The sequence below is a fragment of the Ensifer sp. LBL genome (assembly GCF_050435225.1).
GTDB lineage: Bacteria > Pseudomonadota > Alphaproteobacteria > Rhizobiales > Rhizobiaceae > Ensifer.
The window spans coordinates 1,059,980-1,085,029 of sequence record NZ_JBNDJY010000001.1 but is presented as its reverse complement, the minus strand read 5'-3'; the positions used below and the strand labels follow the sequence as shown (position 1 = coordinate 1,085,029).

Here is a 25,050-nt window from a genome sequence, read left to right as displayed (position 1 = left end):
GGCAGGAGCCTCTCCACCGGGCGGTGGGGAGAGAGAAGAGCTCCCGTCAGATCTTTTTGGTGAAGTCGGCCGCGTCGATGACGCCGTCGCTATTCTTGTCGCGCCGCTTGAACATCGTCTCGGCGGCGCTTGAAACTTCGCTGGCGCTCAAGGAGCCGTTGCCGTCGGTATCGACGCGCTTGAAGGCCTTCGGGCGCAGCCCAGGCAACATCGCCGGGCGGGCTTCCTTCAACTTGGCAAGGGCGGTCTCGCGCTCCGTGCCGGTCTTGCCCTTGGCATCTTTCCAGGCCTGGCGTGCCTCGCGGAAGGCTTCACGCTTGACCTTCATTTCCTCGGCGCTGATCTGCCCGTCGCCATTGGTGTCGAAGGTTTTGAAGTTGTCGGAGATCCGCGCCTGGAACTCGGTGAGCGAAACCTTCTGGTCCTTGTTGGTGTCGAGCCGCTCAATCATGCGCTGGCCGCGCTGCTCGGGCGTCATCTTATCGCGGGCGGCAAAGGAGGGGGAGGCCATGCCGGTGACGGCGACGGAGAGTGCAGCCACGCCGAGGATCAGGGTCTTGTTCGGCATCATGCGTCCTTTCGATCGGTTGTTTCTGATCGCAAGGATAGACGCAGGTGCAGCCGGCGCCAGTTAAACTTTGGTAATTTAAGTCATTGGCCGAAAAGGGGTTTTTCGGCGGCGAAATTGTGTCGGGGCGGGCGGGGCACCGTCTCTGCGGTGTCCCGCCCGTATCCGTTTTTCTAGAGATCCGTGAGGAGACGGCGCAGGAAGCCGGTGAGGTCTTCCGTCACGTAGTCGATCTGCTCGTCGGTGTCGTTCGACTTTTCCCAGGATTCCGCAAAGGTGTATTCGAGGTTCTGCGGCACCAGCAGCACAGTCTTCATGCCCAGCGCCTTCGGCACCAGGAGATTGCGTGGCAGGTCTTCGAACATGACCGCATTGCGGGTATCGACCCGGTGCAGGCTCATGAATTTGTCATAGGTCTCGCCGGCGGGCTTCGGTACGAAATCGGCGGCGACGATGTCGAAGATGTCGTCGAAATGGTCGAGGATGCCGAGTGCCCGGGCCGTCATCTGCGCATGGGCAACACTGCCATTGGTGAAGATGAACTTGCGGCCAGGAAGCGACTTGATGGCCTCGCCGAGCGCCGGGTCGGCGGGAACGATCGAATAGTCGATGGCGTGCGCCTGCTCGAGGAACTCGTTCGGATCGATGCCGTGATGGACCATCAGGCCTTTGAGCGTCGTGCCGTGGTCGCGGTAGTAATCCTTCTGCAGCTTCTTGGCGTCGGCCGGCTCCAGCGACAAAAGCTTCGCCACATAGGCCGTCATGTTGCGGTCGATCTGCGCAAACAGGTTGACGTGATGCGGATAGAGCGTGTTGTCGAGGTCGAAGACCCAGTCGGTGACATGGGCAAATTCGGAGGGGGTCGGCAGGCGGTCGAGCTTTTTCATGACCGCCTTATGACACGGCCAACCGTGGCGGCAAACGGGAAAATAGCGATGCGGGGCTCTCGGGCGTAATGCTGGCGCATAGATTAGCGCTTTGAATTGGCAGTTGTGCGTGGCATCTTCCGGCTCGCGCGGTTTTTGGCTCGGGGACGCGAATGCCAATGTCTGACGAAGTGTTCTATCTGCTCTTTCTGTTCGGATTTTACACGTTCACCGTCGTTACCTATTTCGCGCTCGGCTATGGCATCACATGGCTCAACGAGCGCAACCCGGAGCGAAAGATCCAGAAGGGACGCGGCTCCGACAGGCGCCGCAGCGCCGAGATCCGCCAGAGCCTCAAATCGATGTTCAGCGCCTGCCTGCCGCTGACGATCGGTCTTTACGCCCAGCAGAAGGGCTGGGCGCCGGCGCCCTGGACGCTCACCTGGTGGAACGCCCTGCCGCTCTTCGTGCTCAGCATGATCCTCTACGATGCCTGGTTCTATTTCATGCACCGGCTGCTGCACACCAAGTGGCTCTATCCGCTGCATGCCCTGCATCATAAAAGCGTCGCACCAACAATCTGGAGCACCTATTCGGAAGACGTCGTCGACAACTTCCTGCTTCAGAGCTTTTCGGCCGTCGTCGTTTTCGTCGTGCCGTTTCCGCCGCTGGTGCTCGTCGCCCATCGGCTGTTCGAACATTTCAACGGCATGATCGGACATTGCGGCTTCGAATATTTTGCCGCCTCCACCGCGCGCTACCCGTCCCCGCTGCTGTGCACGACGTTCCATGATCAGCACCATTCGGGCTTCCGGTACAATTACGCCAACTACTTCTCCTTCTGGGACCGGGTGCTCGGGACGCTCGCGCCCAACTATGATCAGCGTGTGAAGACCTTCGAGGACGAAGCGCCGCGGATCACGATCAGCGAGGGCGCGGACCTCGCACAGGCGCCGGAACGGGCAGAGTAGCAGCCGGTCCGTTAGGTGGTCCTTGGCAACGAGCCGGCCTGCATGCTAGCTCGAAACGATGGAAACCTGGGTCCTCATCACCATCGCCGCGGCCTTCCTTCAGAACGTCCGCTCCGCAATGCAGAAACACTTGAAAGGCGTCATGGGCACGACAGGCGCGACCTTCGTGCGCTTCGGCTTCGGCCTGCCGTTCGCCTTCCTCTATCTCATTGTGCTCTGGCAGGTGGTGGGCCGTCCGCTGCCGGTGCCGAACGGCACATTCTTCCTCTGGGCGGTGATCGGGGGGCTTGCGCAGATTGCCGCGACCTTCCTGCTCGTCCATCTCTTTTCCTTCCGCAACTTCGCCGTCGGCACCGCCTATTCGCGCACCGAGCCGGCGCAGGCGGCCCTTTTCGGCCTGATCTTCCTCGGCGAAAAGGCGAGCCAGGGCACGCTTGTGGCGATCGCCATCTCGGTCGTCGGCGTGATGCTGATTTCGGTGGCGCGCACGACCCTGAGCGCGCGCACGCTGGTGACCTCCGTATTCTCGCGCACGGCCGGCATCGGCTTGCTATCCGGCACCTTCTTCGGTCTTTCGGCCGTCGCCTACCGTTCGGCGTCGCTGGCACTGGCGCCGAGCCTGCCGGCACCCGACTACATGATGCAGGCAAGCTTCACGCTCGGCTTCGTCATCCTCCTGCAGACCGTCGTCATGTTGATCTGGATCGTGCTGCGCGAACGCGACGAGCTGCCGCGCATCGCGGCTGCCTGGAAACCGGCCTTTGTCGTCGGTTTCGTCGGCGCGTCTGCGTCCTTTGGCTGGTTCATGGCGATGACCCTGCAGCAGGCGGCCGTCGTCAAGGTCGTGGCCCAGGTGGAAATGCTCTTCACCTTCGCCTCGTCCTTCTTCATTTTCCGGGAATGGATCAACCGGCTGGAGCTTTTGGGTTGCCTCCTGATCGTGCTTGGCGTCGTGATGCTCGTGCTCATCTGAAGACGGGCGCCGGTCTGAAAAATAGACGCCCGAAAACCGGCGTCGCCCACCCCCGGGGCGTGCTAGAACGGCAGCATGTTGTTCGATCTCCCCTCCGATGACACGCTCTACGATGCACTGATTGCGCGCAGCAGCGACTACGAAGGTTCCGCCTTCGTCTGCGTCAAGACAACAGGCGTCTTCTGCCGCCTGTCCTGCCCCGCCCGCAAGCCGAAGCGGGAGAACACGATCTTCGTCGGCTCGATCGGAACCTGCCTGGAGACGGGCTTCCGCCCCTGCCAGCGGTGCCGGCCGCTTGCCACCTTCGGCGCCAAGGACCCGCTCGTCCAGGAGCTTCTGCAGGCGCTGGAGGCGGCGCCCGAACGGCGCTGGAGCGAGGACGATCTCGTTCGCCGCGGGCTCGATCCGTCGACCGTCCGGCGCGCCTTCAAGCGCGCACTCGGCATCACCTTCCTCGATCTCGCGCGGCATCGCCGCCTGGGGCTTGCCGCCCGCCAACTCGTCGACGGCGGGCGGGTGATCGACGCCCAGCTCGAGGCCGGCTATCAGTCGCCGAGCGGTTTTCGCGCAGCCTTCCAGCGCCTGCTCGGAGATGCGCCGGCGGCAGCCCAGGGGAGGGCGCTGCTCACGTCCGACTGGATCGAAACGCCGATCGGGCCGATGGTCGCGGTTGCCGATGCGACGCATCTCTATTTGCTGGAGTTCCATGAGCGCAAGGCGCTGCCGACGGAACTGGAGGCGCTGAAGCGTGCGACGCGCTCGGCCATCGTTCCCGGCCGGACGACGCCGATCGACCAGATCGAAGGCGAGTTGAAGAGCTACTTCGCCGGCGAGGCTGGTGGATTTCAAACCCCGCTTGCGCCCGGGGGAACGCCCTTCGAGCGCAACGTCTGGGCGAAGCTCGTGAAGATTCCCGCCGGCGGAACGCGTTCCTATGGTGACATTGCCCGCGAGGTCGCTACCATCCAGTCCGCTCGTGCAGTCGCCAAGGCCAACGGTTCCAACCGGATCGCCATCGTCATTCCGTGCCACCGTTGCATCGGCGCGGATGGTTCGCTGACCGGCTACGGTGGCGGGCTCTGGCGCAAGCAATGGCTGCTTCGGCACGAGGCGAAGATGAAACCAGTCAGCCTGTTGGTGGAGGAAACGCAATGAACCAGAAGGAAAAGGCGCTCGCCTTTGCCGCCCTGCATAAAAAGGGCAAGCCGGTGGTGCTCTACAATATCTGGGACGCCGGTAGTGCCAAAGCGGTGGCCGAAGCCGGCGCCAAGGCGCTTGCGACCGGAAGTTGGTCTGTGGCCGCCGCCCACGGCTTTGGCGACGGCGAGAAGGTGCCGCTGGCATGGCTTGCCGATATCGCGCGCCTGATCGTGGCTTCGACCGACCTGCCCGTCAGCATCGATTTCGAGGGCGCCTATTCCGACGACCCGGCGACCGGTGCCGCCAATGTCTCGCGCATTCTCGACGTCGGCGCCATCGGCATCAATTTCGAGGACCAGATCGTCGGCAAGGGCGGCGTGCACCCGGTCGAAAAGCAGGCGACGCGCATCCGCGCCATCCGCGAGATGGCCGACCGTCGCGGCATCCCCCTGTTCATCAACGCCCGCACCGATCTCTTCCTGCAGGAGGGTGACGAGAGCCGGCATGCCGGCCTCGTCGACGAGGCGATTGCCCGCGGCAAGGCCTATGCCGAAGCCGGCGCCAGCGGCTTCTTCGTGCCGTGGCTGGTGGACGAGACGCTGATCGCCAAGGTCTGCGCCGCCTCTAGCCTACCCGTCAACATCATGATGCGACCGGCCGCACCCGAACTGAAGGCGCTCGCCCGCGCCGGCGTCTCACGTGTCAGCTATGGCCCGGGGCCCTATCGCGTAATGATGGAGAAGCTGAAGGCGGCTGCGTCGGAAATCTACGCTCCGCGCTGACGTGAGGGCCGGCTGGTCGCGCGGCGCAAGCTGCGCGATTTCACCCTGAAAACGTACGTTTTTGGCCGCAGCCTGGAGCTGTTATTTCCGCAATCTTCAGCTTTATGGTGTCTCTGGCAATTCTTTGCGACCCGAGAGGCACCGTATGAAGATTGTTCTGCTCAATCCGCCGCATACGGCCATCGGCAGCCGTATTCCCGATGACCATCTTCCGCCGCTCGGCCTGCTCGCCGTAGGCGGGCCGCTCCTTGATGATGGCCATGCCGTGCGGCTCATCGATTGCGAATTCGGCCCTTTGGGCTTAGAGGAGATTGTCGCACGCGTGCTCGACGACTGCCCGGATCTTCTGCTGATCGGACATTCGGGGTCGACGTCGGCCCACCCGACGGCCAGGCGTATTGCCAGCGATGTCAGAATGGCCGCACCGTCCGTGCGGGTGATCTATGGCGGTGTGTTCCCGACCTATCATTGGCGCGAGGTTCTAAGCGAGAGCGGCGCCTTCGATTTCATCGTCAGGGGAGAAGGCGAGGAGACAGTCCGACGGCTCGTGGGCGCCTTGTCATCCTTAGAACCCTTGAGCGAGGTTCCGGGCATCGCCTATCGCGATGATGGCGGCAGGGCTCTCGCCACCCGTCCGGCTGAGGCGATCGCCGATCTCGATGCCTACCGCATCGGCTGGGAGCTGATCGAGCATAGGCATTACAGCTATTGGGGCGGAAAGCGCGCTGTCGTGCTGCAGTTTTCGAGAGGGTGCCCGCATTTGTGCAACTATTGCGGCCAGCGCGGTTTCTGGACGCGATGGCGGCACCGGGATCCGGCCGCGTTCGCGAAGGAGATCGCCCGACTCCACCGCGAAGAGGGCGTGGAACTGATCAATCTCGCCGACGAAAACCCGACCTCGTCGCGCAAAGCCTGGCTCGCCTTCCTGAACGCCATGATCGCCGAGAACGTACCGGTGCAGATCGTCGGTTCGACGCGGGCGGACGATATTGTGCGCGATGCCGACATATTGCCCCTCTATCGCAAGGCCGGTGTCGTGCGTTGGCTGCTCGGAATGGAAAACACGGACGACGCCACGTTGAAGCTCATCAAAAAGGGCGGGACGACCACGAGCGACCGACAGGCAATCGCGCTCCTGCGCCAGCACGATATTCTCTCGATGGCCACCTGGGTGGTCGGCTTCGAGGAGGAGCGCCTGGGCGACCTTTGGCGCGGCTTCAGGCAGCTCCTGTCCTATGATCCGGACCAGATCCAGGCGCTCTACGTCACGCCCCACCGGTGGACCCCCTTCTTTGGTCTTGCCAGAGATCGCATCGTCATCGAGCCGGACGTCCGCAAATGGGACTATAAGCATCAGGTACTGAAGATGAAGCACCTTCATCCAGCCGTGCTCTTCCTGAGCGTCAAGTTGATCGAGGTTGCGATCCAGGCGCGGCCGAAGGCCCTCGCACGCGTTCTCCTGCATCGCGATCCGCAGCAGCGCCATTCGATGCGGTGGTACACTCGCATGGGACGCAGGGTCTGGTTTCACGAGCTCTACGAATTCGTCTTCCGCCGCCGCCATTTCGACTCCGGGCCGACGCTTGAGGTGTTCTGGGGCGCGCCGCAGGAGACCGAGGAAGAATCGATGCTGCCGCCGCGCCGGCGCCGCCCGGCAGACAGCGCGGCCGCATAAAAAATCCGGAAACCGTACGGGACGACTTCCGGATCCTCGTCATGCCATTTTTCCGATCGGTTTGATCAGGGCACGATCAGCGTGCCGGCGCCGCGTTCGGTGAAGATTTCGAGCAACACCGAATGTGCGGTCTTGCCGTTGAGGATGACGACGCCCTGGACGCCCGCCTTGATCGCGTCGATGCAGGTCTCGACCTTCGGGATCATGCCGCCGGAGATCGTGCCGTCGGCGATCAGTGCGTGCGCCTGGGAAACCGAGAGTTCCTTGATCAGGTTGCCCTGCTTGTCGAGAACGCCTGGAACGTCCGTCAGGAACAGCAGACGCGTGGCGTTGAGCGCGCCGGCAATCGCACCGGCAAAGGTATCGGCGTTGATGTTGTAGGTGTGGCCGTCACGGCCCGGCGCCACCGGCGCGATCACCGGGATCATTTCCGAGCGGGCAAGCAGGTCGATCAGCGTGCGGTCGACTTCGACCACTTCGCCGACGAAGCCGAGATCGAGCACGCGCTCGATGTTGCTGTCCGGATCCTTGATGGTCTTGCGCGCCTTTTCGGCGAAGACCATGTTGCCGTCCTTGCCACAAAGGCCGATCGCCCATTCGCCCGTCTGGTTGATGAGGGCGACGATCTCCTTGTTGATCGAGCCGGCCAGCACCATCTCGACGATCTCGACGGTCTTTTCGTCGGTGACGCGCAGGCCGCCTTCGAACTTCGATTCGATGCCCATCTTCGTCAGCATCGCGCCGATCTGCGGGCCGCCGCCATGTACGACGATCGGGTTGACGCCGGACTGTTTCAGAAGCGCGATGTCGCTGGCAAAAGCGCGGCCGAGCTCGCTGTTGCCCATGGCGTGGCCGCCATATTTGACGACGATCGTCTTGTTTTCGTAGCGCTGCATGTAGGGCAGGGCCTGGGTGAGCAGGCGTGCCTGGATTTCACTTTCATTGGCGGACATGGCGGACCCTCGAAAAATACCGGCTGCTGTTTAGCGCAAGTTCCGGACCGAGGGAATGATCGGCGAACAAGATAAAGCCGGAATGACGGAACGGCTGGCACATTGTGATCGGCGCCCTATCTCAAGTTTCGTGAACGAGGCTTTGGGGCGCGCACTGGATGATGGACGAGGACATAGCCGGGCTGCTCGGCCGCATTTCGCTCGGCGACCGCGATGCCTTTTCCGAACTCTATCGCCAGACCAGCCCGAAACTCTTCGGCATCTGCTTGCGTATCCTTGCAAACAGGAGCGAAGCGGAAGAAGCCCTGCAGGAAATCTACGTCAAGATCTGGCAGCGCGCCGGGCGTTTCGCGCAAGGACAGGCGTCGGCGGCGTCCTGGCTGGCGGCGATCGCGCGCAATCAGGCGATCGATCTCATCCGGGCGCGCAAACCAGCCGCCAACGTGATTGACGAAGCCTACGATTTGGCTGATCCTGCTGCCGATCCGGAAAAATCGGCAGTGGTGAAAGCGGAGGGCAGGCGGATCGACGCCTGCATGGAGGAGCTTGAAGAAGACCGCGCGGAAGCGGTGCGGCGCGCCTATGTCGAGGGCCTGAGCTACCAGGAACTGGCTGACGTCTTCGCGGTGCCGCTGAACACGATGCGGACTTGGTTGAGGCGCAGTCTCCTGAAGTTGCGAGAGTGTATGGAGCGATGACGACACCAACCCCAGAGGGCCGGGACTTTCGCCGCGACGAGGTGATTGCGGGCGAGTATGTGCTCGGCGTGTTGTCTGCCGACGATCGCCGCAAGGTCGAAGCCCGGCTTGCCTCCGATCGCAACTTCGCCGCCATGGTCGACCGCTGGCAGAGCAACCTATCCTCCTTCGATGAAGCCTACGATCCGGTGGTGCCTCCACCCAGGACTTTCGCCGCGATCGAGCGGCAGCTGTTCGATACGTTGCGGCCGGAACCTGTGCGGTCTCGCGGGCTGTGGCATTCGCTGGCGCTCTGGCGTGGGCTGGCGCTTGCCTCGCTCGCCGCGCTGATGGTGATGGGCGCCTCCATGGCCGGCCTGTTCGAGACGCCGTCGACCGGTGCTTCGCTCGTTGCAGAGCTTACGGGCAAAGGGGCCGCCATCGATCTCGTTGCCCGTTTCGACCGGGCGTCGGGCCGCCTGCAGGTAACGCCGGTGGCCGCCAGCCAGGCGGAACAGAAATCCCTCGAACTCTGGCTGATCAACGGCAACAATCCGGCGATTTCGCTCGGTGTTTTGCCGCAGACCGGGGAAGGCGAAATCGCCGTGCCGTCGACGTTCCGCTCGAGGATCTCCGCCGGTTCGGTTCTTGCCGTCAGCGTCGAGCCGCTCGGCGGTTCGCCAACCGGCGCGGCCACCGGACCGATCATCGCGCTCGGCAAGGCGCGAAACCTCTGATCGCATCAGCCTGACAAATACCCTTATTTATCAGTCGACTAACTTTCCCGCGAATTCCTGAAACTCTTTCTGTCGTCCTTCCGTTGCTTGTCCTGTTCCCCGCAGGGAACGGCAGCTTCGGCGGGCGGCGCTATGCCGCCTCCCTCAACAGGAAGGAAGAGAAGATGTTCACGTCTGCCATCCGCTTGGTCGCAACAGCGTCCGTCCTCGCAGCAAGTGCATTCGTCGCCCACGCCGAAAATCCGATGGTCGGCGGTGCGCCGATGTATGCGGAGAAAAACATTGTCGAAAACGCGGTCAATTCCAAGGATCACACGACGCTGGTCGCCGCCGTCAAGGCCGCCGGCCTGGTGAAGACGCTGGAGGGCAAGGGGCCATTCACGGTCTTTGCGCCGACGAATGCCGCCTTTGACGCACTGCCGGCCGGTACCGTCGATACGCTGCTGAAGCCGGAAAACAAGGACAAGCTCGCCAAGGTCCTGACCTGCCATGTGGTTGCCGCCGAGGCGATGTCGGCGACGATTGCCGAGATGATCAAGAAGGACGGCGGCGAGCATGACGTCAAGACGGTTGGGGGCTGTGTGCTGAAAGCCAGGGAAGATGGCGGCAAGCTGATGCTGACCGACGAAACCGGCGGTACCGCGACGGTAACGATCGCCGACGTCAAGCAGTCGAACGGCGTCATCCACGTGATCGACAAGGTTCTCCTGCCGAAAAGCTGACCCTCTGTTGCGCCGGGCCGCTGCCGGCGGCCTGGCGCATCTGTCGTACGGGATGGCTTTTCGCCGCGTCACGACGCTTTGAACGGCATTGTTTTGCAGTGGCTCCGTCCGGGCGGTATCGTCGATCTCGACATCCGACAAATCGACAACTTACAGCGCACCGCACGAATGATCGTGACGCGCTTTAGGTCAGGTAGGAGGTTATCATGATCAGTCGGCGCGTCTTCCTGATGGCAGGCACGGCATTGGCCGCAGCATTCGCGTTTCGCGGCCTCACGCCGCTGGCATGGGCTGCGGGAACGGAGACCTTCGAAGTCGTCAAATCCGATGCCGAATGGCGGGCGACCCTCAGCGACGACCAGTACCGGATCCTGCGGCACGAGGATACGGAGCGCCCCTTTACCAGCGCGCTCAACCACGAAAAGCGCAAGGGCACCTTCCAATGCGCCGGCTGCGCGCTGCCGCTCTATTCGTCCGAGGCGAAATATGACAGCGGCACGGGCTGGCCAAGCTTCTGGCAATCGCTCCCCAATGCCGTGGCGACACGGGAAGACAATTCGCTGCTCATGACCCGGACGGAATGCCATTGCAGCCGTTGCGGCGGCCACCTCGGTCACGTCTTCGACGACGGCCCGCCACCGACCGGCAAGCGCCATTGCATCAATGGCCTGGCGCTTGCCTTCGCGCTGTCTCGATAAGCCAGTCCGGACGACTAGGCTCCGGCAGGCGGCGTAGCCGGTGCTGCGCCGGAGAGGGCTGCCTGCAGCTTCTGCTCCTGTTCGGGCGAAAGCGACGTCTTCAGCACGCGGCCGCGCAAGTCGGGGAATTCGGCGAGAACCTTTTCCGGCTGGACCTTGCGCACCAGGATGAACAGAGCGGAGGAATTGTTCGGGATGGTGTTGCCGAGCGACTTGATGAATTCGTCGTCGATGCCGTAGTCGCTGAGCGATCCCGAGAGAGCGCCGGCACCCGCGCCGAGCGCGCCGCCGATTGCAAAGCCAGCCAGCGGATTGAGGAACAGAAGGCCGACCAGGCCGCCCCAGAGCGAGCCGGAGAGCAGGCCCGAGGTGGCGCCGACGGCCGTCAGGTTGAGGCTCTGCTTGAGGTGGACCTTGCCTTCGGTGTCGCGCACGACGACCACCGCATCCTCGAGGTCGATCAGATATTCCTTCTTCAGCCCGGCGAGCCGGACCAGAACCCTGTCAGCCTCCTCGGGGGAATCGAACCCGACAACGATCAAATCGGACATGTCTCACTCCTATCTCTGGCCGCGCCACCGTTCTGGGCGCAACGCAGAGATAGAGCGGATTGCATGTCGGGGTAGTGACAGAGATCAAAGACAGAGAATTGGCAGAGGTTGTCGAGGCCGCGCCGCCCCGGGTTTGTCCCGCGGGTTCCGCTAGTGGGCAATCGCCGTGGCGATCGCGGCCCGCAGTTCCTCGAGACCTTCCCCCTTTTCCGAAGAGGTCGAAAGGACCTCGGGATAGGCCGCCGGATGCTTCTTGATCTTTTCGAGCGTCTCGGCGACCAGCCGTGGCACGCCGGCGGCCTTGATCTTGTCGGTCTTGGTCAACACGAGCTGATAGGAGACCGCTGCCTTGTCGAGCAGGTCGAGCACCTCGTCGTCGTTCTTCTTGATGCCGTGACGGCTGTCGATCAGCACATAGACGCGCTTCAGCGTCGAGCGGCCGCGCAGATAGTCGAAGACGAGCTTCGTCCAGGCATCGACCTGGTCCTTGGGCGCCTGGGCATAGCCATAGCCGGGCATGTCGACCAGCGCCATCGGCGGCAGGTCGTCGGCCTCGCCGGAAAAACCATCCGGCACGAAGTAGTTGAGTTCCTGCGTGCGTCCCGGCGTATTGGAGGTTCTCGCCAGGCCCTTGTGGCCGACCAGCGCGTTGATCAACGACGATTTGCCGACGTTCGAGCGACCGGCAAAGGCAATCTCGGCCGGTCCTTCCGGTGGCAGGAATTTCATGGCGGGGACGCCGCGAATGAAAATCCACGGCCGGCCGAACAACGGCTTGTCGTCTTTGGGTCTGGTATCGGCCATCGGCGGTCGGTCCTTCATCGAGAAAGTCCTTGGCTTCAAGGTTTTGGCCGTGGATGTCAAGGCGTCGGCGTGCGGACCGGCCGTGTGGGGATGGTTTGCGTCCGCCGGAATTCGTTGAGCAGGTAGGCCAGCAACGCCAGAAGAATGAAGGTGCCGCCGACGATCGTCCGGCTGCTCGGCACCTCGCCATGGATGATCGCGACCCAGAGCGGCCCCAGCACGGTTTCCGCCGTCCCCAGCAGCGCGGCCAGCGCCGAGGGCACCAGCCGGGCACCGGTGACGAAGAGCGCCATGCCAAGCCCGAGGTTGAAGGCGCCGAAAACGAAGAGCAGCGCGAGCTCGCCTCCGGTCACCGCCAGACCCGACGACTGACTGGCGGCAATGCCGCTTGCGGCAAAGCAGCCGAAGCAGGTGGCGGGGGTCATGCGAACATGCGGGTAGCGGCGGGTAATGACGGTCGCCAGTGCGAAGACGACGGGGATCAAGAGCGCCAGCGCGTCGCCGACCGGTGACATTGTTCCTGTCAGGCTTTCCGACACCATGATCCCGACGCCGAAGATGACGGCGGTGATCGCGCCCCAGGTGAAGCGCGAGACCCGTTCGCGAAACAACACCCAGCTCATCAGCGCTGCAAACAGCGGCACACCGGCGCCGAGCAGAACGACATTGGCGATCGTCGTGTAGGAGATCGCAATGATGAAGGACGTCGAGGCGATGGTGAAACAGAGCCCGACGGCGATGCCCGGCCAGCCCATGCCCTTGAACAGCGCCACCGTGCCGCGCGGTCCGTCGCGCACCAGCATGAAGGCGAGCAGGAACAGGCCGGCGAACAGGCAGCGCCAGAAGACGATTGTCCAGCTGTCGGAAATGTGCAGGAAGCGCGCAATGGCGCCGCCGAAGCTCCAGAAAAAGGCCGAGCCGAAGACGAGCAGGGCGCCAAGCTTCTCGTTGGCGGCAAACGGGGCGGAAGTGGCCGACGGGTCGGTCATAGCAAGTTGTCCTGGAGCAGGGGCGCGCTGATTTCAATAACGCCAGATGCCCGGACCGCACGCCCGCGTCAACGCCATCCGCGTGTCGCGCCGCGGCGTGGAAACAAAAAAGCCCCGGACCGAAGTCCGGGGCTCTGCGATTGTGGTGTCGGCCGGCGTCATTCCGCCGGTTTGGGTTTCTTCGAGAACAGGCCCTTCAGATTGTCGAAGAGCTCGATCTTCACGCCCTGGCGCTTCATGATGATCGACTGCTGCAGCACCGAAAGCGTGTTGTTCCAGGCCCAGTAGATCACCAGACCGGCCGGGAAGGAGGCCAGCATGAAGGTGAAGACCACGGGCATCCAGGTGAACAGCATCGCCTGGGTCGGATCCGGCGGCGTCGGGTTCATGCGCATCTGCACGAACATGGTGACGCCCATGATGATCGGCCAGACACCGAGGTGCAGGAAGGCCGGACCGTCGAACGGCAGGAGGCCGAAGAGGTTGACGATCGTCGTCGGATCCGGCGCCGACAGGTCGTGGATCCAGCCGAAGAACGGCGCGTGGCGCATCTCGATGGTGATGTAGATCACCTTGTAGAGCGCGAAGAACACCGGGATCTGGATGAGGATCGGCCAGCAGCCTGCCAGCGGGTTGATCTTCTCTTCCTTGTAGAGCTGCATCATCGCCTGCTGCAGGCCCATGCGGTCGTCGCCGAACTTCTTCTTCAGTTCCTCCATCTTCGGCTGAACCTTCTTCATGTTCGCCATCGAAGCGTACTGCTTGTTGGCGAGCGGGAAGAAGATGGCCTTGACCACGATGGTGGTGATCAGGATGGCGATGCCGAAGTTGCCGAACAGACGGAAGAAGAAATCCATCATTTTGAACATCGGCTTGGTGATGAAGTAGAACCAGCCCCAGTCGATCAGCTTGTCGAAGTTGGGGATCGAGTAGGCCACTTCATAGTTGTCGACGACAGGAACTTCCTTGGCGCCGGCAAAGACGAGGTTCTTGATTTCCGAGGACTGGCCAGGCGCGACCGTGATCGCGTCGCTCTTGTAGTCGCTCTGGTAGCGGGCGCGACCGTCGGTGAAGTGCGTGAAGCGCGTGTCGTAGGGGGTTGCCTGCGGCGGAACGATGGCCGCTGCCCAGTACTTGTCAGTAATGCCGAGCCAGCCGCCGGTCGCCTTGCCCGGCTCGACCGACTTTTCGTCCTCGATCTTGCCGTACTTCAGTTCCTGCAGGCCATGCTCGCCGAGCACGCCGATGAAGCCTTCATGAAGCACGTAGACGCTTGGCGTCGTCGGCTTGTTGAAGCGGGTCACGCGGCCGTAGGAGGAAAGGCTGAGGGGCTCGGCTGCACCGTTCTTGATGCTGTCGACCACCTGGAACATGTAATGTTCGTCAACCGAGATGGTGCGGTTGAACGTGACGCCCTTTTCGTTGGTGAAGGTCAGCGTCACCGGGGTTGCCGAGGTCAGCTTGTCGCCGCCCGAAAGCGTCCAGACGGTCTGCGGGCCGGGCACGGTGCCGGTCGCGTCGCTGCCGACATAGCCGATTTCGGCGAAGTAGCCGTCAGCGGTTTCAGCCGGGCTGAAAAGGGTGATGACGGGGCTCTTCGGATCGACCGTCTCGCGGTACTCCTTGAGCTTCAGGTCGTCGAAGCGGGCGCCGGTCAGGTTGATGGAGCCGGAAAGCGCCGGCGTGTCGATCGCAACGCGGGCCGACTTGGCAATGGCCTGGTCGCGGTTTTCACCGGCGCCCGGGATTGCGCCGCCACCCGGCAGGGCCTGGCCTGGCGTCTGCTGTGCCGGCGTTGCCGACTGCGACTGTGCCTGCTGGGCCTGCAGCGCTTCCGCAGCGATGCGTTCCTTTTCAATCTTCGGATTGACGTAAAGGAACTGCCAGGCAATGAGGATCAGCACGGACAGGCCAATCGCCACGAAATAGTTGCGGTTTTTTTCCATCATAGTTTCCTGGAACCGGCCGGCGGCCGCTTCTGTTTCGGCTTGTTTTCGATGCGCTCGTGAAGGCCCCGGGTCAAGGCGTCGAAGGGAGCATTCAGGAGTTCGCGTCGGGCGACAATCACATAGTCGTGTCCGGGTTTCATTGCAAACCCGGCGGAAAGCCGCACCGCCTCTTTCAGGCGTCGGCGCATCCGGTTTCGCTCGACGGCATTGCCGTGTTTCTTGGTCACGGTGAAGCCGACGCGGGCTTCGCCTTCCGGATCGTTGCGGTCGAGCACTTCGAGGAGAAACAGGGGGCCTCTGCGGCCTTCTCCAGCCCGAACGGCCAAAAACTGCGGACGGCTTTTCAGCCGCCCGACAGTCGTTTTGTCTTTATCTGACGTCATGTGCCCGGACACTGGTTTCGGGCAGTTTCGGCTTAAGCCGAAAGACGCTTGCGGCCACGGGCGCGGCGGGCTGCGAGGACCTTCTGGCCACCCTTGGTAGCCATACGCGAACGGAAGCCGTGGCGACGCTTGCGGACAAGCTTGGACGGTTGGTAAGTACGCTTCATTTATTTAATACCGCGGTGTGCGGCCCTTCTTGGGTTTGCGTGTAGCAAGGAGCGTTTACGTTATCGGACATGGCTCCGCCATTTCGGGCAGGAGGGCTTGACCGGACGTGGGCGGCTTATAAGGGGAATTTTCGCGGAAAGTCAATTGCGGGCGGCGATTCAGTGTCGACAGCGCCGCAAAAAGCGCCGGTGCACCCGCCAATGGCGATCCGTCGGACCGCGAAAAGGAAGGTCAACTAGCCGAGATTGGTAAAGGGAGCCCTAACTGGAACTCCCCAGAATGCCGGTCGAGGCCGACGAGCTTTATTAACCACGCCTATTTTAGGGTCTTCCCGGTGCATATGGGGCGGCGGCATGTCCGATAATCGGACGCTCTCGTCACTCCGTGGAGGTCGGGATGAAAATACGCGGAAAGATCAATCTAATCGTCGGCATCATGAGCATGCTGGCGGTCGCTGTGACCGGCATGTCGCTGGTGGCGGTCAACAAATACAACGAAAAATTCCATCAGTACGAGAACGTTGCGGAGCGCGCCTTCAATGCCGAGCGCCTCAACCGCCTGGTGACCGCGGTGGTGATGGAATCGCGTGGCATTTATGCCGCCCCGACCCTTGAGAAGGCAAAGCCCTTCGCCGAAGGCATTCGCAAGAATCTCGACAAGATCGATACGCTGCTCGCCGAGTGGCGCCTGCTGATCCCGGCTGAAACCATGGCCTCCTTCGACACGCTGGTCGCGCGCGCCGCGGAGTTCAAGGCTTTCCGCGTCGAGACCGCCCGTCTTGGCGAGGAAGTTTCGCCGCAGGCTGCCAACGAACAGGGCAATACTGACGCCAATCGGGCCAACCGCAAGGCGTTCCAGGAGCAGATCGACGGCGTCGTCGACATCAATCTGAAGACGCTTGAAGTCGTGACGGCTGACGTTGCTGTCTTCGAGCGCGGCGTGATCATCACGATTCTTGCTATCGCTGGCCTTGGCCTCATCGCCGGCATAGGCGCGGCATTCTATATCGCTACCAACCATCTGAGCCGTCCGATCCTCGAGTTGACCGGCAAGATGAAGCAACTGGCTGGCGGCGATCTCGCCGCAGACGTGCCCTTCGTGGGCCGCACGGACGAGATCGGCGAAATGGCCGAAGCCGTGCAGGTCTTCAAGCAGAACGGCCTGGCCGTGCGCGACCTCAATGCGCAGGAAGCGGTGTTGCGTGAAAAGAGCGCCGACCTGCAGTCGAGCATCGGTGTCGTCGTTGCGGCCGCCGCCGCCGGCGATTTCACCAAGCGCATCGGCAAGGACTACGAGAACGACGATCTCAACCGCTTTGCTGGCAGCGTCAACGAGCTGGTCGGCAGCGTCGATGCCGGTATCGCCGAAACCCGCCGGGTCATTGCGAGCCTTGCGGCCGGCGACCTGACCCAGAGCATGAACGGCCACTACCAAGGCGCCTTCGCCGAGCTGCAGAAGAACGTCAACGAGACCCTCTCCACGCTGCAAAAGACGCTGCGCGAGGTCCGTGTGACCACCGACTCGATCAACGGCAATTCGTCCGAGCTGCGTTCGGCCGCCGACGATCTGTCGAAGCGGACGGAACAGCAGGCCGCCGCCCTTGAGGAAACGTCTGCGGCGCTCGACCAGATCACGGTCGCCGTCAAGAGTTCCACCGAGCGGGCGCAGGAAGCGACCGTCATGGTCAACGAGGCCAAGCACAGCGCCGCGCAGTCGGCAGCCGTCGTGCGCAACGCCGTCGACGCCATGGGCCGGATCGAGCAGGCCTCGAGCGAAATCGGCCAGATCACCAACGTGATCGACGAAATCGCTTTCCAGACCAACCTCCTGGCGCTGAACGCCGGCGTCGAGGCAGCCCGTGCCGGTGATGCCGGCAAGGGCTTCGCAGTCGTCGCGCAGGAAGTGCGCGAGCTCGCCCAGCGCGCCGCAAGTGCCGCCAAGGATATCAAATCGCTGATCTCCAAGTCCGGCAGCGAAGTGGCAACCGGCGTCCGCCTGGTACAGGAGACCGGTTCGGCGCTCGGCGAGATCGAGGAACGGGTCCTGAAAATCAACGACCACATCCACTCGATCGCGACCGCCGCGCGCGAACAATCGACGGGCCTCAGCGAAGTCAGCACGGCTGTCAACCAGATGGACCAGGTGACCCAGCAGAACGCTGCCATGGTGGAAGAGGCGAATGCCGCAACCCACAAGCTCTCCGGCGAAGCCAACAATCTCGCCAGCCTGATCGCCTACTTCAAGGTCGACAATGTTGCCGCGCGGCCGATCGCCGTGGCCCGCGAGACGGCCCAGCCGGTCGCATCGCCGGCGCGGCGCATGATGGGCAACGTCGCCCGCGCCTTTGGCGGCGGCGGCGGCGCCGCTGCGGCGGCCGCCAAGGACGATTGGGAAGAGTTCTGATCGGCAGCTTGCCTCGCCAGGTGATTGGAGCCCGCGGTGCCACAAGGTGCCGCGGGCTTTCTGTCTTTGGAGCCATCAAGACTTGCTCCTGATCACGGGCAGGGCTGCCGTCGTCGCCCGCAAGGGCGCCACGTGAACTGTTCCCTGGGTGACTTACATCGATGCCAATTCTGTGCAGGTAGGTCGAGCCGAGGCGGCGGTGTGCCGAAATTTGCTTCGGCGATGCAAGGGGAGAAAGATGAGCGGGATGCGATCCTTGGTCATGATCGACGGCACGAGACGGAGAGATGGCCGCGCCTATGCCGCACCCTCTGAAGTCCGTCGGCGATTGGAAAAACGGCCGCCATCTCCTATTATGCGCCCTAGGCGCGATGCCCCATGGCCCGGATGTTCATACGGGGTCCCAGGCGTTTTGGTTGACGGGCAGGAAAGTTTTTAAGGCATGGCGGAAGAAACACGTCCGGCGAAGGCAGGCGAGGCATTGAAAACCAGTGCCGGGTTCTTCCGCGGTCTATCCGGCAAGCTGCTGCTGTTGACCATCGTTTTCGTCATGTTGGCCGAAGTGCTGATTTTCGCTCCGTCCGTTGCCACCATGCGCATCCGCTGGCTCGAGGATCGGCTGAATACGGCCGCGGCCGCAGCCGTCGTCGTTGACGGCCTGCAGAATGTCGAGCTGCCGCGCAGCGTCCAGAAGGACACGCTGATGGCGACCGGCACCAAGGCGATCGTCATTCGGCGCAAGGACGCCTCGCGCATGATCGCGCTCACCGACATGCCGCTCGAGATCCAGGGCGAGTACGACGTCGCCAATTCCACCGCCGTCGCGGCCATCCGCGATGCCTTCGACACGCTGCTTTTCGGCGGCGATCGCGTGATCCGCGTCTATGGTCCGCTTGGCGAAAGCGATGCGACGATCGAACTCCTGATGAAGGATGCGAGCCTGCGCAAGGCGATGCTCGTCTACTCGCGCAATGTCTTTGTGCTCTCCCTGATCATTTCGCTGATCACCGCAGCGCTGATCTTCCTCGCCATCAACCGCATGCTGATCGCGCCGATCCGGCGGATGACGGCGAACATGCAGGACTTTTCCAACGACCCGGCCGATCCCGCCCGCGTGCTCGTGCCGCCGCAGGGTCACGACGAACTCGCCGTCGCCGGCCAGCATCTCGCCAGCATGCAGCGCGAACTGCAAAAGACGCTGAAGCAGCAGAAGAGCCTGGCCGAACTCGGGCTCGCGGTGTCGAAGATCAACCACGACATGCGCAACATCCTGTCCTCGGCGCAGCTGATTTCCGACCGGCTGGCCGACGTCGACGATCCGGTGGTCAAGCGCTTCGCGCCGACCCTGTTGCGCACCATCGACCGCGCCGTCGGCTACACCCGCGAAGTCCTGTCCTACGGTCGCACCACCGAGGCCGAGCCGCATCGGCGCTTCGTCGCGCTGAAGCCGCTGGTCTCCGATGTCGCCGAACTGCTGGCGATCGATCCGCAAGCCGGCATCGATTTCCAAATCCAGATGCAGGACGACCTCGAAGTCGACGCCGACAGCGAGCAGCTCTTCCGGGTGGTGCACAATATCTGCCGCAACGCTGTGCAGGCGCTGACCAATCACGAGCCCGAGGACGGGCGCCCACGCGCCGTTGCCGTCTCCGCCATGCGCATCGGCAGTGTCGTCACCATTTCCGTGGACGACACCGGCCCCGGCATGCCGCCCAAGGCCCGGGAGAACCTGTTTGCCGCTTTCCGCGGCTCGGCGCGCTCAGGCGGCACCGGACTTGGGCTGGCGATCGCTCGGGAACTCGTGCTTGCCCACGGCGGCACCATCGCCCTCGTCGAAAAGCCGACGCCCGGCACGCTGTTTCGCATCGAACTGCCCGACCGCCCGGTGCCGCTCGACGCCTTCCGTTCGAAGTTCCGCCATTAGTTCGGCGTCGTTGGGCGACGAAAGGTGGGGCCCGAGGTCGCGTCGTTTTCAATGATTCCATTCACAAATGGGCTGCGCGCGTTCCGCGATACGGCTGACTGTGCGAAGCGAAAGCGGCAAATGCGGGTCCCTCGAAAAAATTCGCGGCCAGGCTCGTAGGCCACGATGCCTTGCTTTCCAGCGGGTTCAGCACCGGCACGGTTTCGTCCTTCCACAGCAAAGCGGAATTGCCGTCGTAAAAATGAATTTTTTTGCGGAACGGCGCTTGCAATCCCCGAAAGGACCCTTTAGAGAACCGCTCACGCAAGCGGTTTGACCGCGGCAGACAAACGCACCCGTAGCTCAGCTGGATAGAGCACCAGACTACGAATCTGGGGGTCAGGAGTTCGAATCTCTTCGGGTGCGCCATTCTTTTCAATAACTTACTAGAATTTGCGCGCGGTAGTCTGACGACGCCTTTTCGATCGTTTTTTGCCCTGTTCCGCAGTGGTACGATGAGCGGTGCGCAATTTTGCAGCTTGACGGTTTTTCTCCAGGCTTTGCTGCCGTCCGCGCGCTGACGTCGGAAGATCTTGATGTGCTGTGGATGAAACAGGCGCGGCAATATTCAATAATATTTCGATGCTTTAACGTGGACTTTATCCAAGAATACAATAAGCCGTCGCTTATTAAGATCGAGTGCGCATTTGCATGAAACGATTGCTGCTTATTTCGCCATGGTTCGGGGCGTGGCCTGAATGGATAAATTTCTTTATCGAGTCCTGTAAGCACAATCGTGAAATTGACTGGTTGATACCAACTGATCAAGCTGAGCCTGAAAACAAAGCGCCAAATGTAAAGTTTGTTCACTATTCGTTTGATGATTATAGAGAGAAGATCTCCAGCGAAGTTGGCGTCGATCTTCACAATCTAACGCCATATAAGTTGTGTGATTTAAAGCCATTTTTGGGGTTGATATTCTCAAGGCAGTTGGAAGGCTACAAGTCTTTTGGGTATTGCGACAATGATATTGTTTTTGGAGATTTGCGGGCGATATACACTGACGATATTCTTGACAGGTATGAAGCGATTTCATCGCATTCAGACAGAATGGCCGGTCATCTGTCGGTTTTTCGAAATACGCCCAAAATGCAGACAATCGCCAAACGCATTCCAAATTGGCGTGAGCGAATAGCGGCCGTCGAACACTTCGGTTTGGACGAAGGTGCTTTGACAACGATGATGGTGCCGCGCCGCAAGCATGTCATCAAAAGGCTGTTGGCGCCGAAGTCGCTCCTGGTTGAGCGTTATACGACACCTGGCGGTGGCGAGCGTCTTTGGCCGGATGGTTTGCAGAGCCCTGACGCATGGACCTGGAAGAACGGACAGCTCTCGAATGAGCGGTTCTCGTCCGGCATATTGTATCTTCACTTCATGTTTTGGCATTCAAGCCGCTGGCGGCGTCCGCACACGGGGGCGGCTCCGTGGTTGAGTTTGGATAAGGTTGTCCAGTGCGATTGGCGGGAAGCTGCGCAGAAGGGTTTCTCTATTTCGCCTCATGGAATTCGCTTGTTAGCTTAGGCGTAGTGAGGGCGATACGTTTGGCCGCCATTTCTGGCGCGGCCGACATATCTGTGGCACCCAAATATCTCGGCCGGTACGTGCGTCGCGGCCTTACGTTTCGCGACGCACGTCTCCTATCCCGCAAGCGCCTTCCTTGTAGCGCTAGGATTGGCCTACGCTGTAGCCCTTCTCGACGAGCCAGGCATCGTGAAGCCACTTTTCCGTTCCGCGGTGGCCGGGAAAACTGATCCAGTGAATGTCGCGCTCGAAGACCATGACCTTTCGGTCCGCGCCGACGATGACCCACATCCAGAGGCCGTCGGCCTGGTTGCGCATCTTGACCTTCATGCCCGTGAGGGTCAGGTTTTCGCTGCGGCCGTTGCGGGCAACCCGCAGGGGTTCGTCATGCGGGTCGATCCAGCTGATCCTCATTCCCGGTAGAAGGTCTGGCGCTGCCTCGCGCAGGAAGTCCATGGCGATTGCCTGCGCTTCCTCGCGGGTCGGCAATGGGCGGCCGACCAGATCCAGGTCGATCCGGGCAAAGCCCTTGAGGCGGCCATCGTCGGCGATGACGGTGCTGAAATGCTCGCCGCCGAGGGCGGCATTGCGTCCGTCGGCGCGCGCGTAGCGGACGAGTTCGGCGGCTTCACCATCGACGACGGCGGCGCGGCGGCCCGCCTCGCGGTAGCCGGCGGGCATGAAGGCGCCGATGGTGGCGGCTGCGGGCCGAGCGCTGTCGCTTGCAGCGGGCCTCAATCCCGTCTCCGCGAAGGCCATGTTTGCGGTTGCCGTGCCGGCGGCAAGGCCGAGGGCGGCGAGGACCGCGAGAGGGCGTCTATGCGGCATGTCCAGAGCTCCTTTTGTCTGGTTGGGGGGGCGGAAGGTGGTCATGAAACCGATCGCGGATCGCCAAGGGGGCACTTGAGAAGCGGATGCTGCCGACAACGGAACCGGAGTGCCGGCAGGGGGCGGGTGGGGCACGTGAATCTATCAATGAAACTTGACGTCAAGTGTAGATTGAACATATGCCGCGTCCCGTTCGTGCCGCGTTCACTTTTGTCTCGCCTCGGCGATCAGCCCGTGCATGCGGGTGATGTTGTTTTCGAGGTCCCGTTTGAATGTCGAGAGTTCGTCGAGTTGGGCATTCGTCTTGTCGAGCTGTGCCTGCAGGATTTCCAGCACGCGCTCCTTGCCCCGGATGCCGCTGGCATCCTCGAAATAGAGGTCGATGACCGCGGCGATCTCGTCGAGGCTGAGGCCGAGACGCTTCAGCGCGGCGATCTTCTCCAGCCGTTTCGCGGCGGTTTCGTCATAGTAGCGGTAACCGGCCCCTTCGCGCTCGGCCGGCTTCACCAGGCCCAGCCGCTCGTAATAATGGATCGTGCGGTGGCTGACGCCGGCCCGTTCCGACAATTCCCCGATCTGCATGAGCGACGACAATCCGACACCTATCTAAACCTGACGTTGGGTGTAGATTTAGGAAGCGATCTGCCGTTCGTCAATGGTGGTAGTGCCGCTTGTTTCGAAGGAGCGGGCAGTGCGCCGCATCCGGTGGGGCTTCGGGCGCCGGGTCAGTTCCGGCAACGCCGCCCTTCGAAAGGATTAGGAGACAATAATATATGTTAGTATATAATGATTTACGCTTCTCGTGAGCGGTGTTGTGGCGGCGAACAGGCCGGGTTGCTACGATTGAGACCCCGATCACGAAAGCGCGGGTGGGTTCACGATCTTTTGACGCCGAAGTGTGAAAATCGGTCCCGCGGCTTCCTATATGAAGGAGGAAGGGGCCGCTCGAAGAAAGGAGGTGCCGATGTATCGCTATATGATGAAAGAACTGCTGGTGATTGTTGCTGGCCTTTCGGTTTGTGCCTTCATGATCCTGTTCTTCCTGATCAATTCGACGCCCAACCTCTGAGGGTCGCCGAAACGCGCTTCCTGAGCGCTTGAACGCCGGCATCAACGCCGCTGCGCCAGGATTTCCATAGTGCGCCGATCCTTCTCTCCCGCGAAATAGCGCTCAAGCGCCACTCCGAACGGCCCCCCGTCTTTTTCGACCTCGGCAAACAGGGTCATCGATGACCGGAACTTCATGTCATCGGGGCTTGAGAAAATGTCGTGGGCCGAGCTGCCCGCAACCGCATTGGCGCGCTCGGTGCATTCTCGCAGCCTCGGGCCGAGCACCGGGTGGGCGAGATAGGCCGACGCTTCGTCGAGGCCGGAGATCGCATAGCGCTGTGCCATCGGCGAATGGCCAAGGCCGGCAAGCTGCGGGAAGACAAACCACATCCAGTGGGTTCGCTTTTGGCCATGCCCGAGTTCATCGAGGACCGCGGCATAGACGCGGTCCTGAGCGTCGACAAACCGTTGCAGGTCGAAGGGGTCGGTCATCGCTGCACCTCCCTTGGCCGCCCCGTCGGCGAGGCGTCAGTTACCAGCGGTGATGAACATGAACCTTCACCAGCCGCTCGTAAACCGCTGCAATCGCCGCCTTCGTGTCGTCGTCGATGGCGGCAAGCGCGCTGGCGGCCGCGTTGGATTGTGCCTGCGCCTCGTTGCGGGCGCCCGGGATCACCACGGAGACCGCCTGCTGCTCGAGGATCCAGCGCAGCGCAAACTGAGCCATCGGCACGCCCTCGGGCACGAGTGGGCGAAGCTGCTCGACGGCTTCCAGCGCCGCCTCGAACGGCACACCGGCAAAAGTCTCGCCGACATCGAAGGCTTCGCCGTGGCGGTTGAAGTTGCGATGGTCGTCGGCGGCAAATGCGGTTTCGCGGTTGATCTTGCCCGAAAGCAGACCGGAGGCGAGCGGCACGCGCACGATGACGCCGACATTCTTCTTCTGTGCTTCCGCGAAGAACAGCTCGTGCGGGCGCTGGCGGAAGATGTTGTAGATGATCTGCACGGTCGCAACGCCGGGATACTCGATCGCCTTCAGCGCTTCCTCGACCTTTTCGACCGAGACGCCATAGTGGCGGATCTTGCCCTTGGCGACGAGCCGGTCGAGCGCGCCGAACAGCTCCGGCCGATAATAGACCTCGGTCGGCGGGCAATGGAGTTGTATCAGGTCGAGTGTCTCGACGTCGAGATTGGTAAGGCTGCGGTCGATGAAGGCCTCGATGTTTTCACCCGTATAGCCTTCGGTGACATGCGGGCTCAGCCGGCGGCCAGCCTTGGTCGCGACGAAGGGCTTGTCGCCACCGCGTTCCTTCAGCACCGCCGCGATGATCTTTTCGGAGCGGCCGTCGCCATAAACGTCGGCGGTGTCGACGAAGGTGACGCCGGCATCGAGCGCAGCATTGAGCGCCCGCTTGCCGTCCGCCTCGCTGACATCGCCCCAGGAGCCGCCAATTTGCCAGGCGCCGAAGCCGATCTCGGATATGGTTGCGCCGGTCTTGCCAAGAACTCTCGTCTTCATCGTGCTGTCTCCTGTTGTGCGTCGCGGATCATACGCTGGCTGGGGCGCTTCTAGTATGACTGTTCGGATCGAGTAAATTAGCGCGGATGTGACGCAGAGATCCGCGCACATCTTTTGGTCGTTCCGATCGGTGCGGCGTCGTGAGGCTTCTCGGACCTAA

Annotated in this window: 26 protein-coding genes and 1 tRNA gene; 13 read left to right on the top strand and 14 right to left on the bottom strand. The window is 62.1% G+C overall.

Features of this window, described 5'->3' with window-relative positions:
* Positions 1-46: 46 nt before the first annotated feature.
* The gene (locus tag OKW20_RS05285; protein ID WP_429170688.1) at positions 47-568 is read right to left on the bottom strand and encodes an EF-hand domain-containing protein; all 522 of its coding nucleotides are present in this window, start codon (positions 566-568) and stop codon (positions 47-49) included.
* A 173-nt stretch (positions 569-741) separates the two neighbouring features.
* Positions 742-1,455: a pyrimidine 5'-nucleotidase gene (locus OKW20_RS05280; protein ID WP_429170686.1), complete on the bottom strand. Its 714-nt coding sequence runs from the start codon at positions 1,453-1,455 to the stop codon at positions 742-744.
* A 158-nt stretch (positions 1,456-1,613) separates the two neighbouring features.
* Here OKW20_RS05280 and OKW20_RS05275 point away from each other — a divergent pair, with 158 nt between their 5' ends.
* From OKW20_RS05275 to bchE, 5 genes are all read left to right on the top strand, one after another.
* The gene (locus OKW20_RS05275) at positions 1,614-2,405 is read left to right on the top strand and encodes a sterol desaturase family protein (protein ID WP_429170684.1); all 792 of its coding nucleotides are present in this window, start codon (positions 1,614-1,616) and stop codon (positions 2,403-2,405) included.
* 58 nt (positions 2,406-2,463) lie between these two features.
* Positions 2,464-3,378, top strand: a complete 915-nt coding sequence (locus OKW20_RS05270) for a DMT family transporter (RefSeq protein ID WP_043616826.1) — start codon at positions 2,464-2,466, stop codon at positions 3,376-3,378.
* A gap of 75 nt (positions 3,379-3,453) precedes the next feature.
* Positions 3,454-4,533, top strand: a complete 1,080-nt coding sequence (locus OKW20_RS05265) for a bifunctional transcriptional activator/DNA repair enzyme AdaA (protein ID WP_429170682.1) — start codon at positions 3,454-3,456, stop codon at positions 4,531-4,533.
* Positions 4,530-5,300, top strand: a complete 771-nt coding sequence (locus tag OKW20_RS05260; RefSeq protein WP_429170680.1) for an isocitrate lyase/PEP mutase family protein — start codon at positions 4,530-4,532, stop codon at positions 5,298-5,300. The genes OKW20_RS05265 and OKW20_RS05260 overlap by 4 nt, the downstream gene beginning before the upstream one ends.
* Before the next feature lie 145 nt (positions 5,301-5,445).
* Complete coding sequence (gene bchE, locus OKW20_RS05255) at positions 5,446-6,975, top strand: magnesium-protoporphyrin IX monomethyl ester anaerobic oxidative cyclase (protein WP_429170678.1); 1,530 nt, start codon at positions 5,446-5,448, stop codon at positions 6,973-6,975.
* A 65-nt stretch (positions 6,976-7,040) separates the two neighbouring features.
* Here the strand turns inward: bchE and argB are convergent, their stop codons facing one another.
* Complete coding sequence (gene argB, locus OKW20_RS05250) at positions 7,041-7,928, bottom strand: acetylglutamate kinase (protein ID WP_043616836.1); 888 nt, start codon at positions 7,926-7,928, stop codon at positions 7,041-7,043.
* Between the two features lie 158 nt (positions 7,929-8,086).
* On the opposite strand from argB, the gene OKW20_RS05245 reads away from it, so the two are divergent.
* The 4 genes from OKW20_RS05245 to msrB all read left to right on the top strand — a co-directional run bounded on the left by OKW20_RS05245 (position 8,087) and on the right by msrB (position 10,762).
* Positions 8,087-8,626 carry a sigma-70 family RNA polymerase sigma factor gene (locus OKW20_RS05245; protein WP_429170676.1) on the top strand — a complete coding sequence of 180 codons (540 nt, stop codon included), beginning with the start codon at positions 8,087-8,089 and terminating at the stop codon, positions 8,624-8,626.
* Positions 8,623-9,342: an anti-sigma factor gene (locus tag OKW20_RS05240; protein ID WP_429170674.1), complete on the top strand. Its 720-nt coding sequence runs from the start codon at positions 8,623-8,625 to the stop codon at positions 9,340-9,342. The genes OKW20_RS05245 and OKW20_RS05240 overlap by 4 nt, the downstream gene beginning before the upstream one ends.
* A 164-nt stretch (positions 9,343-9,506) precedes the next feature.
* On the top strand, positions 9,507-10,064 hold the full coding sequence (locus tag OKW20_RS05235) for a fasciclin domain-containing protein (protein WP_429112175.1): 558 nt from the start codon (positions 9,507-9,509) through the stop codon (positions 10,062-10,064).
* Positions 10,065-10,270: 206 nt separating this feature from the next.
* Positions 10,271-10,762, top strand: coding sequence for a peptide-methionine (R)-S-oxide reductase MsrB (msrB, locus tag OKW20_RS05230; RefSeq protein WP_429170673.1), 492 nt, complete (start codon positions 10,271-10,273; stop codon positions 10,760-10,762).
* A gap of 14 nt (positions 10,763-10,776) precedes the next feature.
* Here the strand turns inward: msrB and OKW20_RS05225 are convergent, their stop codons facing one another.
* The 6 genes from OKW20_RS05225 to rpmH form a co-directional block, all read right to left on the bottom strand.
* A complete protein-coding gene (locus OKW20_RS05225) occupies positions 10,777-11,313 on the bottom strand; it encodes a DUF1269 domain-containing protein (RefSeq protein WP_043616846.1) in 537 nt (178 codons plus the stop codon).
* A gap of 150 nt (positions 11,314-11,463) precedes the next feature.
* Positions 11,464-12,117, bottom strand: a complete 654-nt coding sequence (gene yihA, locus OKW20_RS05220; RefSeq protein ID WP_043616883.1) for a ribosome biogenesis GTP-binding protein YihA/YsxC — start codon at positions 12,115-12,117, stop codon at positions 11,464-11,466.
* 56 nt (positions 12,118-12,173) lie between these two features.
* Positions 12,174-13,106 (bottom strand): DMT family transporter, encoded by a 933-nt coding sequence (locus tag OKW20_RS05215; RefSeq protein ID WP_060607210.1) that lies wholly within the window; start codon positions 13,104-13,106, stop codon positions 12,174-12,176.
* Between the two features lie 158 nt (positions 13,107-13,264).
* Entirely contained in the window at positions 13,265-15,052 is a 1,788-nt protein-coding gene (gene yidC, locus OKW20_RS05210) for a membrane protein insertase YidC (RefSeq protein ID WP_429170671.1), read from the bottom strand.
* On the bottom strand, positions 15,052-15,450 hold the full coding sequence (gene rnpA, locus OKW20_RS05205) for a ribonuclease P protein component (protein WP_034797300.1): 399 nt from the start codon (positions 15,448-15,450) through the stop codon (positions 15,052-15,054). The genes yidC and rnpA overlap by 1 nt, the downstream gene beginning before the upstream one ends.
* Before the next feature lie 20 nt (positions 15,451-15,470).
* On the bottom strand, positions 15,471-15,605 hold the full coding sequence (gene rpmH, locus OKW20_RS05200) for a 50S ribosomal protein L34 (RefSeq protein ID WP_077962533.1): 135 nt from the start codon (positions 15,603-15,605) through the stop codon (positions 15,471-15,473).
* A 397-nt stretch (positions 15,606-16,002) separates the two neighbouring features.
* On the opposite strand from rpmH, the gene OKW20_RS05195 reads away from it, so the two are divergent.
* A complete protein-coding gene (locus tag OKW20_RS05195; RefSeq protein ID WP_429170669.1) occupies positions 16,003-18,009 on the top strand; it encodes a methyl-accepting chemotaxis protein in 2,007 nt (668 codons plus the stop codon).
* Between the two features lie 442 nt (positions 18,010-18,451).
* Positions 18,452-19,933: an ATP-binding protein gene (locus OKW20_RS05190; RefSeq protein ID WP_429112177.1), complete on the top strand. Its 1,482-nt coding sequence runs from the start codon at positions 18,452-18,454 to the stop codon at positions 19,931-19,933.
* A gap of 61 nt (positions 19,934-19,994) precedes the next feature.
* Here the strand turns inward: OKW20_RS05190 and OKW20_RS05185 are convergent, their stop codons facing one another.
* Positions 19,995-20,240, bottom strand: coding sequence for a hypothetical protein (locus OKW20_RS05185; protein WP_429170667.1), 246 nt, complete (start codon positions 20,238-20,240; stop codon positions 19,995-19,997).
* Between the two features lie 24 nt (positions 20,241-20,264).
* Here OKW20_RS05185 and OKW20_RS05180 point away from each other — a divergent pair.
* A tRNA-Arg gene (locus tag OKW20_RS05180) sits at positions 20,265-20,341 on the top strand.
* A gap of 282 nt (positions 20,342-20,623) precedes the next feature.
* The gene (locus OKW20_RS05175) at positions 20,624-21,493 is read left to right on the top strand and encodes a DUF6625 family protein (protein WP_429170665.1); all 870 of its coding nucleotides are present in this window, start codon (positions 20,624-20,626) and stop codon (positions 21,491-21,493) included.
* A gap of 144 nt (positions 21,494-21,637) precedes the next feature.
* Here the strand turns inward: OKW20_RS05175 and OKW20_RS05170 are convergent, their stop codons facing one another.
* The 4 genes from OKW20_RS05170 to OKW20_RS05155 form a co-directional block, all read right to left on the bottom strand.
* A complete protein-coding gene (locus OKW20_RS05170) occupies positions 21,638-22,321 on the bottom strand; it encodes a hypothetical protein (protein WP_429170663.1) in 684 nt (227 codons plus the stop codon).
* A 204-nt stretch (positions 22,322-22,525) separates the two neighbouring features.
* The gene (locus OKW20_RS05165; RefSeq protein ID WP_429170661.1) at positions 22,526-22,903 is read right to left on the bottom strand and encodes a MerR family transcriptional regulator; all 378 of its coding nucleotides are present in this window, start codon (positions 22,901-22,903) and stop codon (positions 22,526-22,528) included.
* 528 nt (positions 22,904-23,431) lie between these two features.
* A complete protein-coding gene (locus OKW20_RS05160; protein WP_429170660.1) occupies positions 23,432-23,863 on the bottom strand; it encodes a DUF1810 domain-containing protein in 432 nt (143 codons plus the stop codon).
* Positions 23,864-23,903: 40 nt separating this feature from the next.
* Complete coding sequence (locus tag OKW20_RS05155) at positions 23,904-24,890, bottom strand: aldo/keto reductase (protein ID WP_429170658.1); 987 nt, start codon at positions 24,888-24,890, stop codon at positions 23,904-23,906.
* Positions 24,891-25,050: the final 160 nt, after the last annotated feature.

Coding starts and splice junctions, on each gene's coding strand:
- OKW20_RS05285 (WP_429170688.1), bottom strand. CDS start 568: ATGCCGAACAAGACCCTGATCCTCGGCGTGGCTGCACTCTCCGTCGCC.
- OKW20_RS05280 (WP_429170686.1), bottom strand. CDS start 1,455: ATGAAAAAGCTCGACCGCCTGCCGACCCCCTCCGAATTTGCCCATGTC.
- OKW20_RS05275 (WP_429170684.1), top strand. CDS start 1,614: ATGTCTGACGAAGTGTTCTATCTGCTCTTTCTGTTCGGATTTTACACG.
- OKW20_RS05270 (WP_043616826.1), top strand. CDS start 2,464: ATGGAAACCTGGGTCCTCATCACCATCGCCGCGGCCTTCCTTCAGAAC.
- OKW20_RS05265 (WP_429170682.1), top strand. CDS start 3,454: ATGTTGTTCGATCTCCCCTCCGATGACACGCTCTACGATGCACTGATT.
- OKW20_RS05260 (WP_429170680.1), top strand. CDS start 4,530: ATGAACCAGAAGGAAAAGGCGCTCGCCTTTGCCGCCCTGCATAAAAAG.
- bchE (WP_429170678.1), top strand. CDS start 5,446: ATGAAGATTGTTCTGCTCAATCCGCCGCATACGGCCATCGGCAGCCGT.
- argB (WP_043616836.1), bottom strand. CDS start 7,928: ATGTCCGCCAATGAAAGTGAAATCCAGGCACGCCTGCTCACCCAGGCC.
- OKW20_RS05245 (WP_429170676.1), top strand. CDS start 8,087: ATGATGGACGAGGACATAGCCGGGCTGCTCGGCCGCATTTCGCTCGGC.
- OKW20_RS05240 (WP_429170674.1), top strand. CDS start 8,623: ATGACGACACCAACCCCAGAGGGCCGGGACTTTCGCCGCGACGAGGTG.
- OKW20_RS05235 (WP_429112175.1), top strand. CDS start 9,507: ATGTTCACGTCTGCCATCCGCTTGGTCGCAACAGCGTCCGTCCTCGCA.
- msrB (WP_429170673.1), top strand. CDS start 10,271: ATGATCAGTCGGCGCGTCTTCCTGATGGCAGGCACGGCATTGGCCGCA.
- OKW20_RS05225 (WP_043616846.1), bottom strand. CDS start 11,313: ATGTCCGATTTGATCGTTGTCGGGTTCGATTCCCCCGAGGAGGCTGAC.
- yihA (WP_043616883.1), bottom strand. CDS start 12,117: ATGGCCGATACCAGACCCAAAGACGACAAGCCGTTGTTCGGCCGGCCG.
- OKW20_RS05215 (WP_060607210.1), bottom strand. CDS start 13,106: ATGACCGACCCGTCGGCCACTTCCGCCCCGTTTGCCGCCAACGAGAAG.
- yidC (WP_429170671.1), bottom strand. CDS start 15,052: ATGGAAAAAAACCGCAACTATTTCGTGGCGATTGGCCTGTCCGTGCTG.
- rpmH (WP_077962533.1), bottom strand. CDS start 15,605: ATGAAGCGTACTTACCAACCGTCCAAGCTTGTCCGCAAGCGTCGCCAC.
- OKW20_RS05195 (WP_429170669.1), top strand. CDS start 16,003: ATGAAAATACGCGGAAAGATCAATCTAATCGTCGGCATCATGAGCATG.
- OKW20_RS05190 (WP_429112177.1), top strand. CDS start 18,452: ATGGCGGAAGAAACACGTCCGGCGAAGGCAGGCGAGGCATTGAAAACC.
- OKW20_RS05175 (WP_429170665.1), top strand. CDS start 20,624: ATGAAACGATTGCTGCTTATTTCGCCATGGTTCGGGGCGTGGCCTGAA.
- OKW20_RS05170 (WP_429170663.1), bottom strand. CDS start 22,321: ATGCCGCATAGACGCCCTCTCGCGGTCCTCGCCGCCCTCGGCCTTGCC.
- OKW20_RS05165 (WP_429170661.1), bottom strand. CDS start 22,903: ATGCAGATCGGGGAATTGTCGGAACGGGCCGGCGTCAGCCACCGCACG.
- OKW20_RS05160 (WP_429170660.1), bottom strand. CDS start 23,863: ATGACCGACCCCTTCGACCTGCAACGGTTTGTCGACGCTCAGGACCGC.
- OKW20_RS05155 (WP_429170658.1), bottom strand. CDS start 24,890: ATGAAGACGAGAGTTCTTGGCAAGACCGGCGCAACCATATCCGAGATC.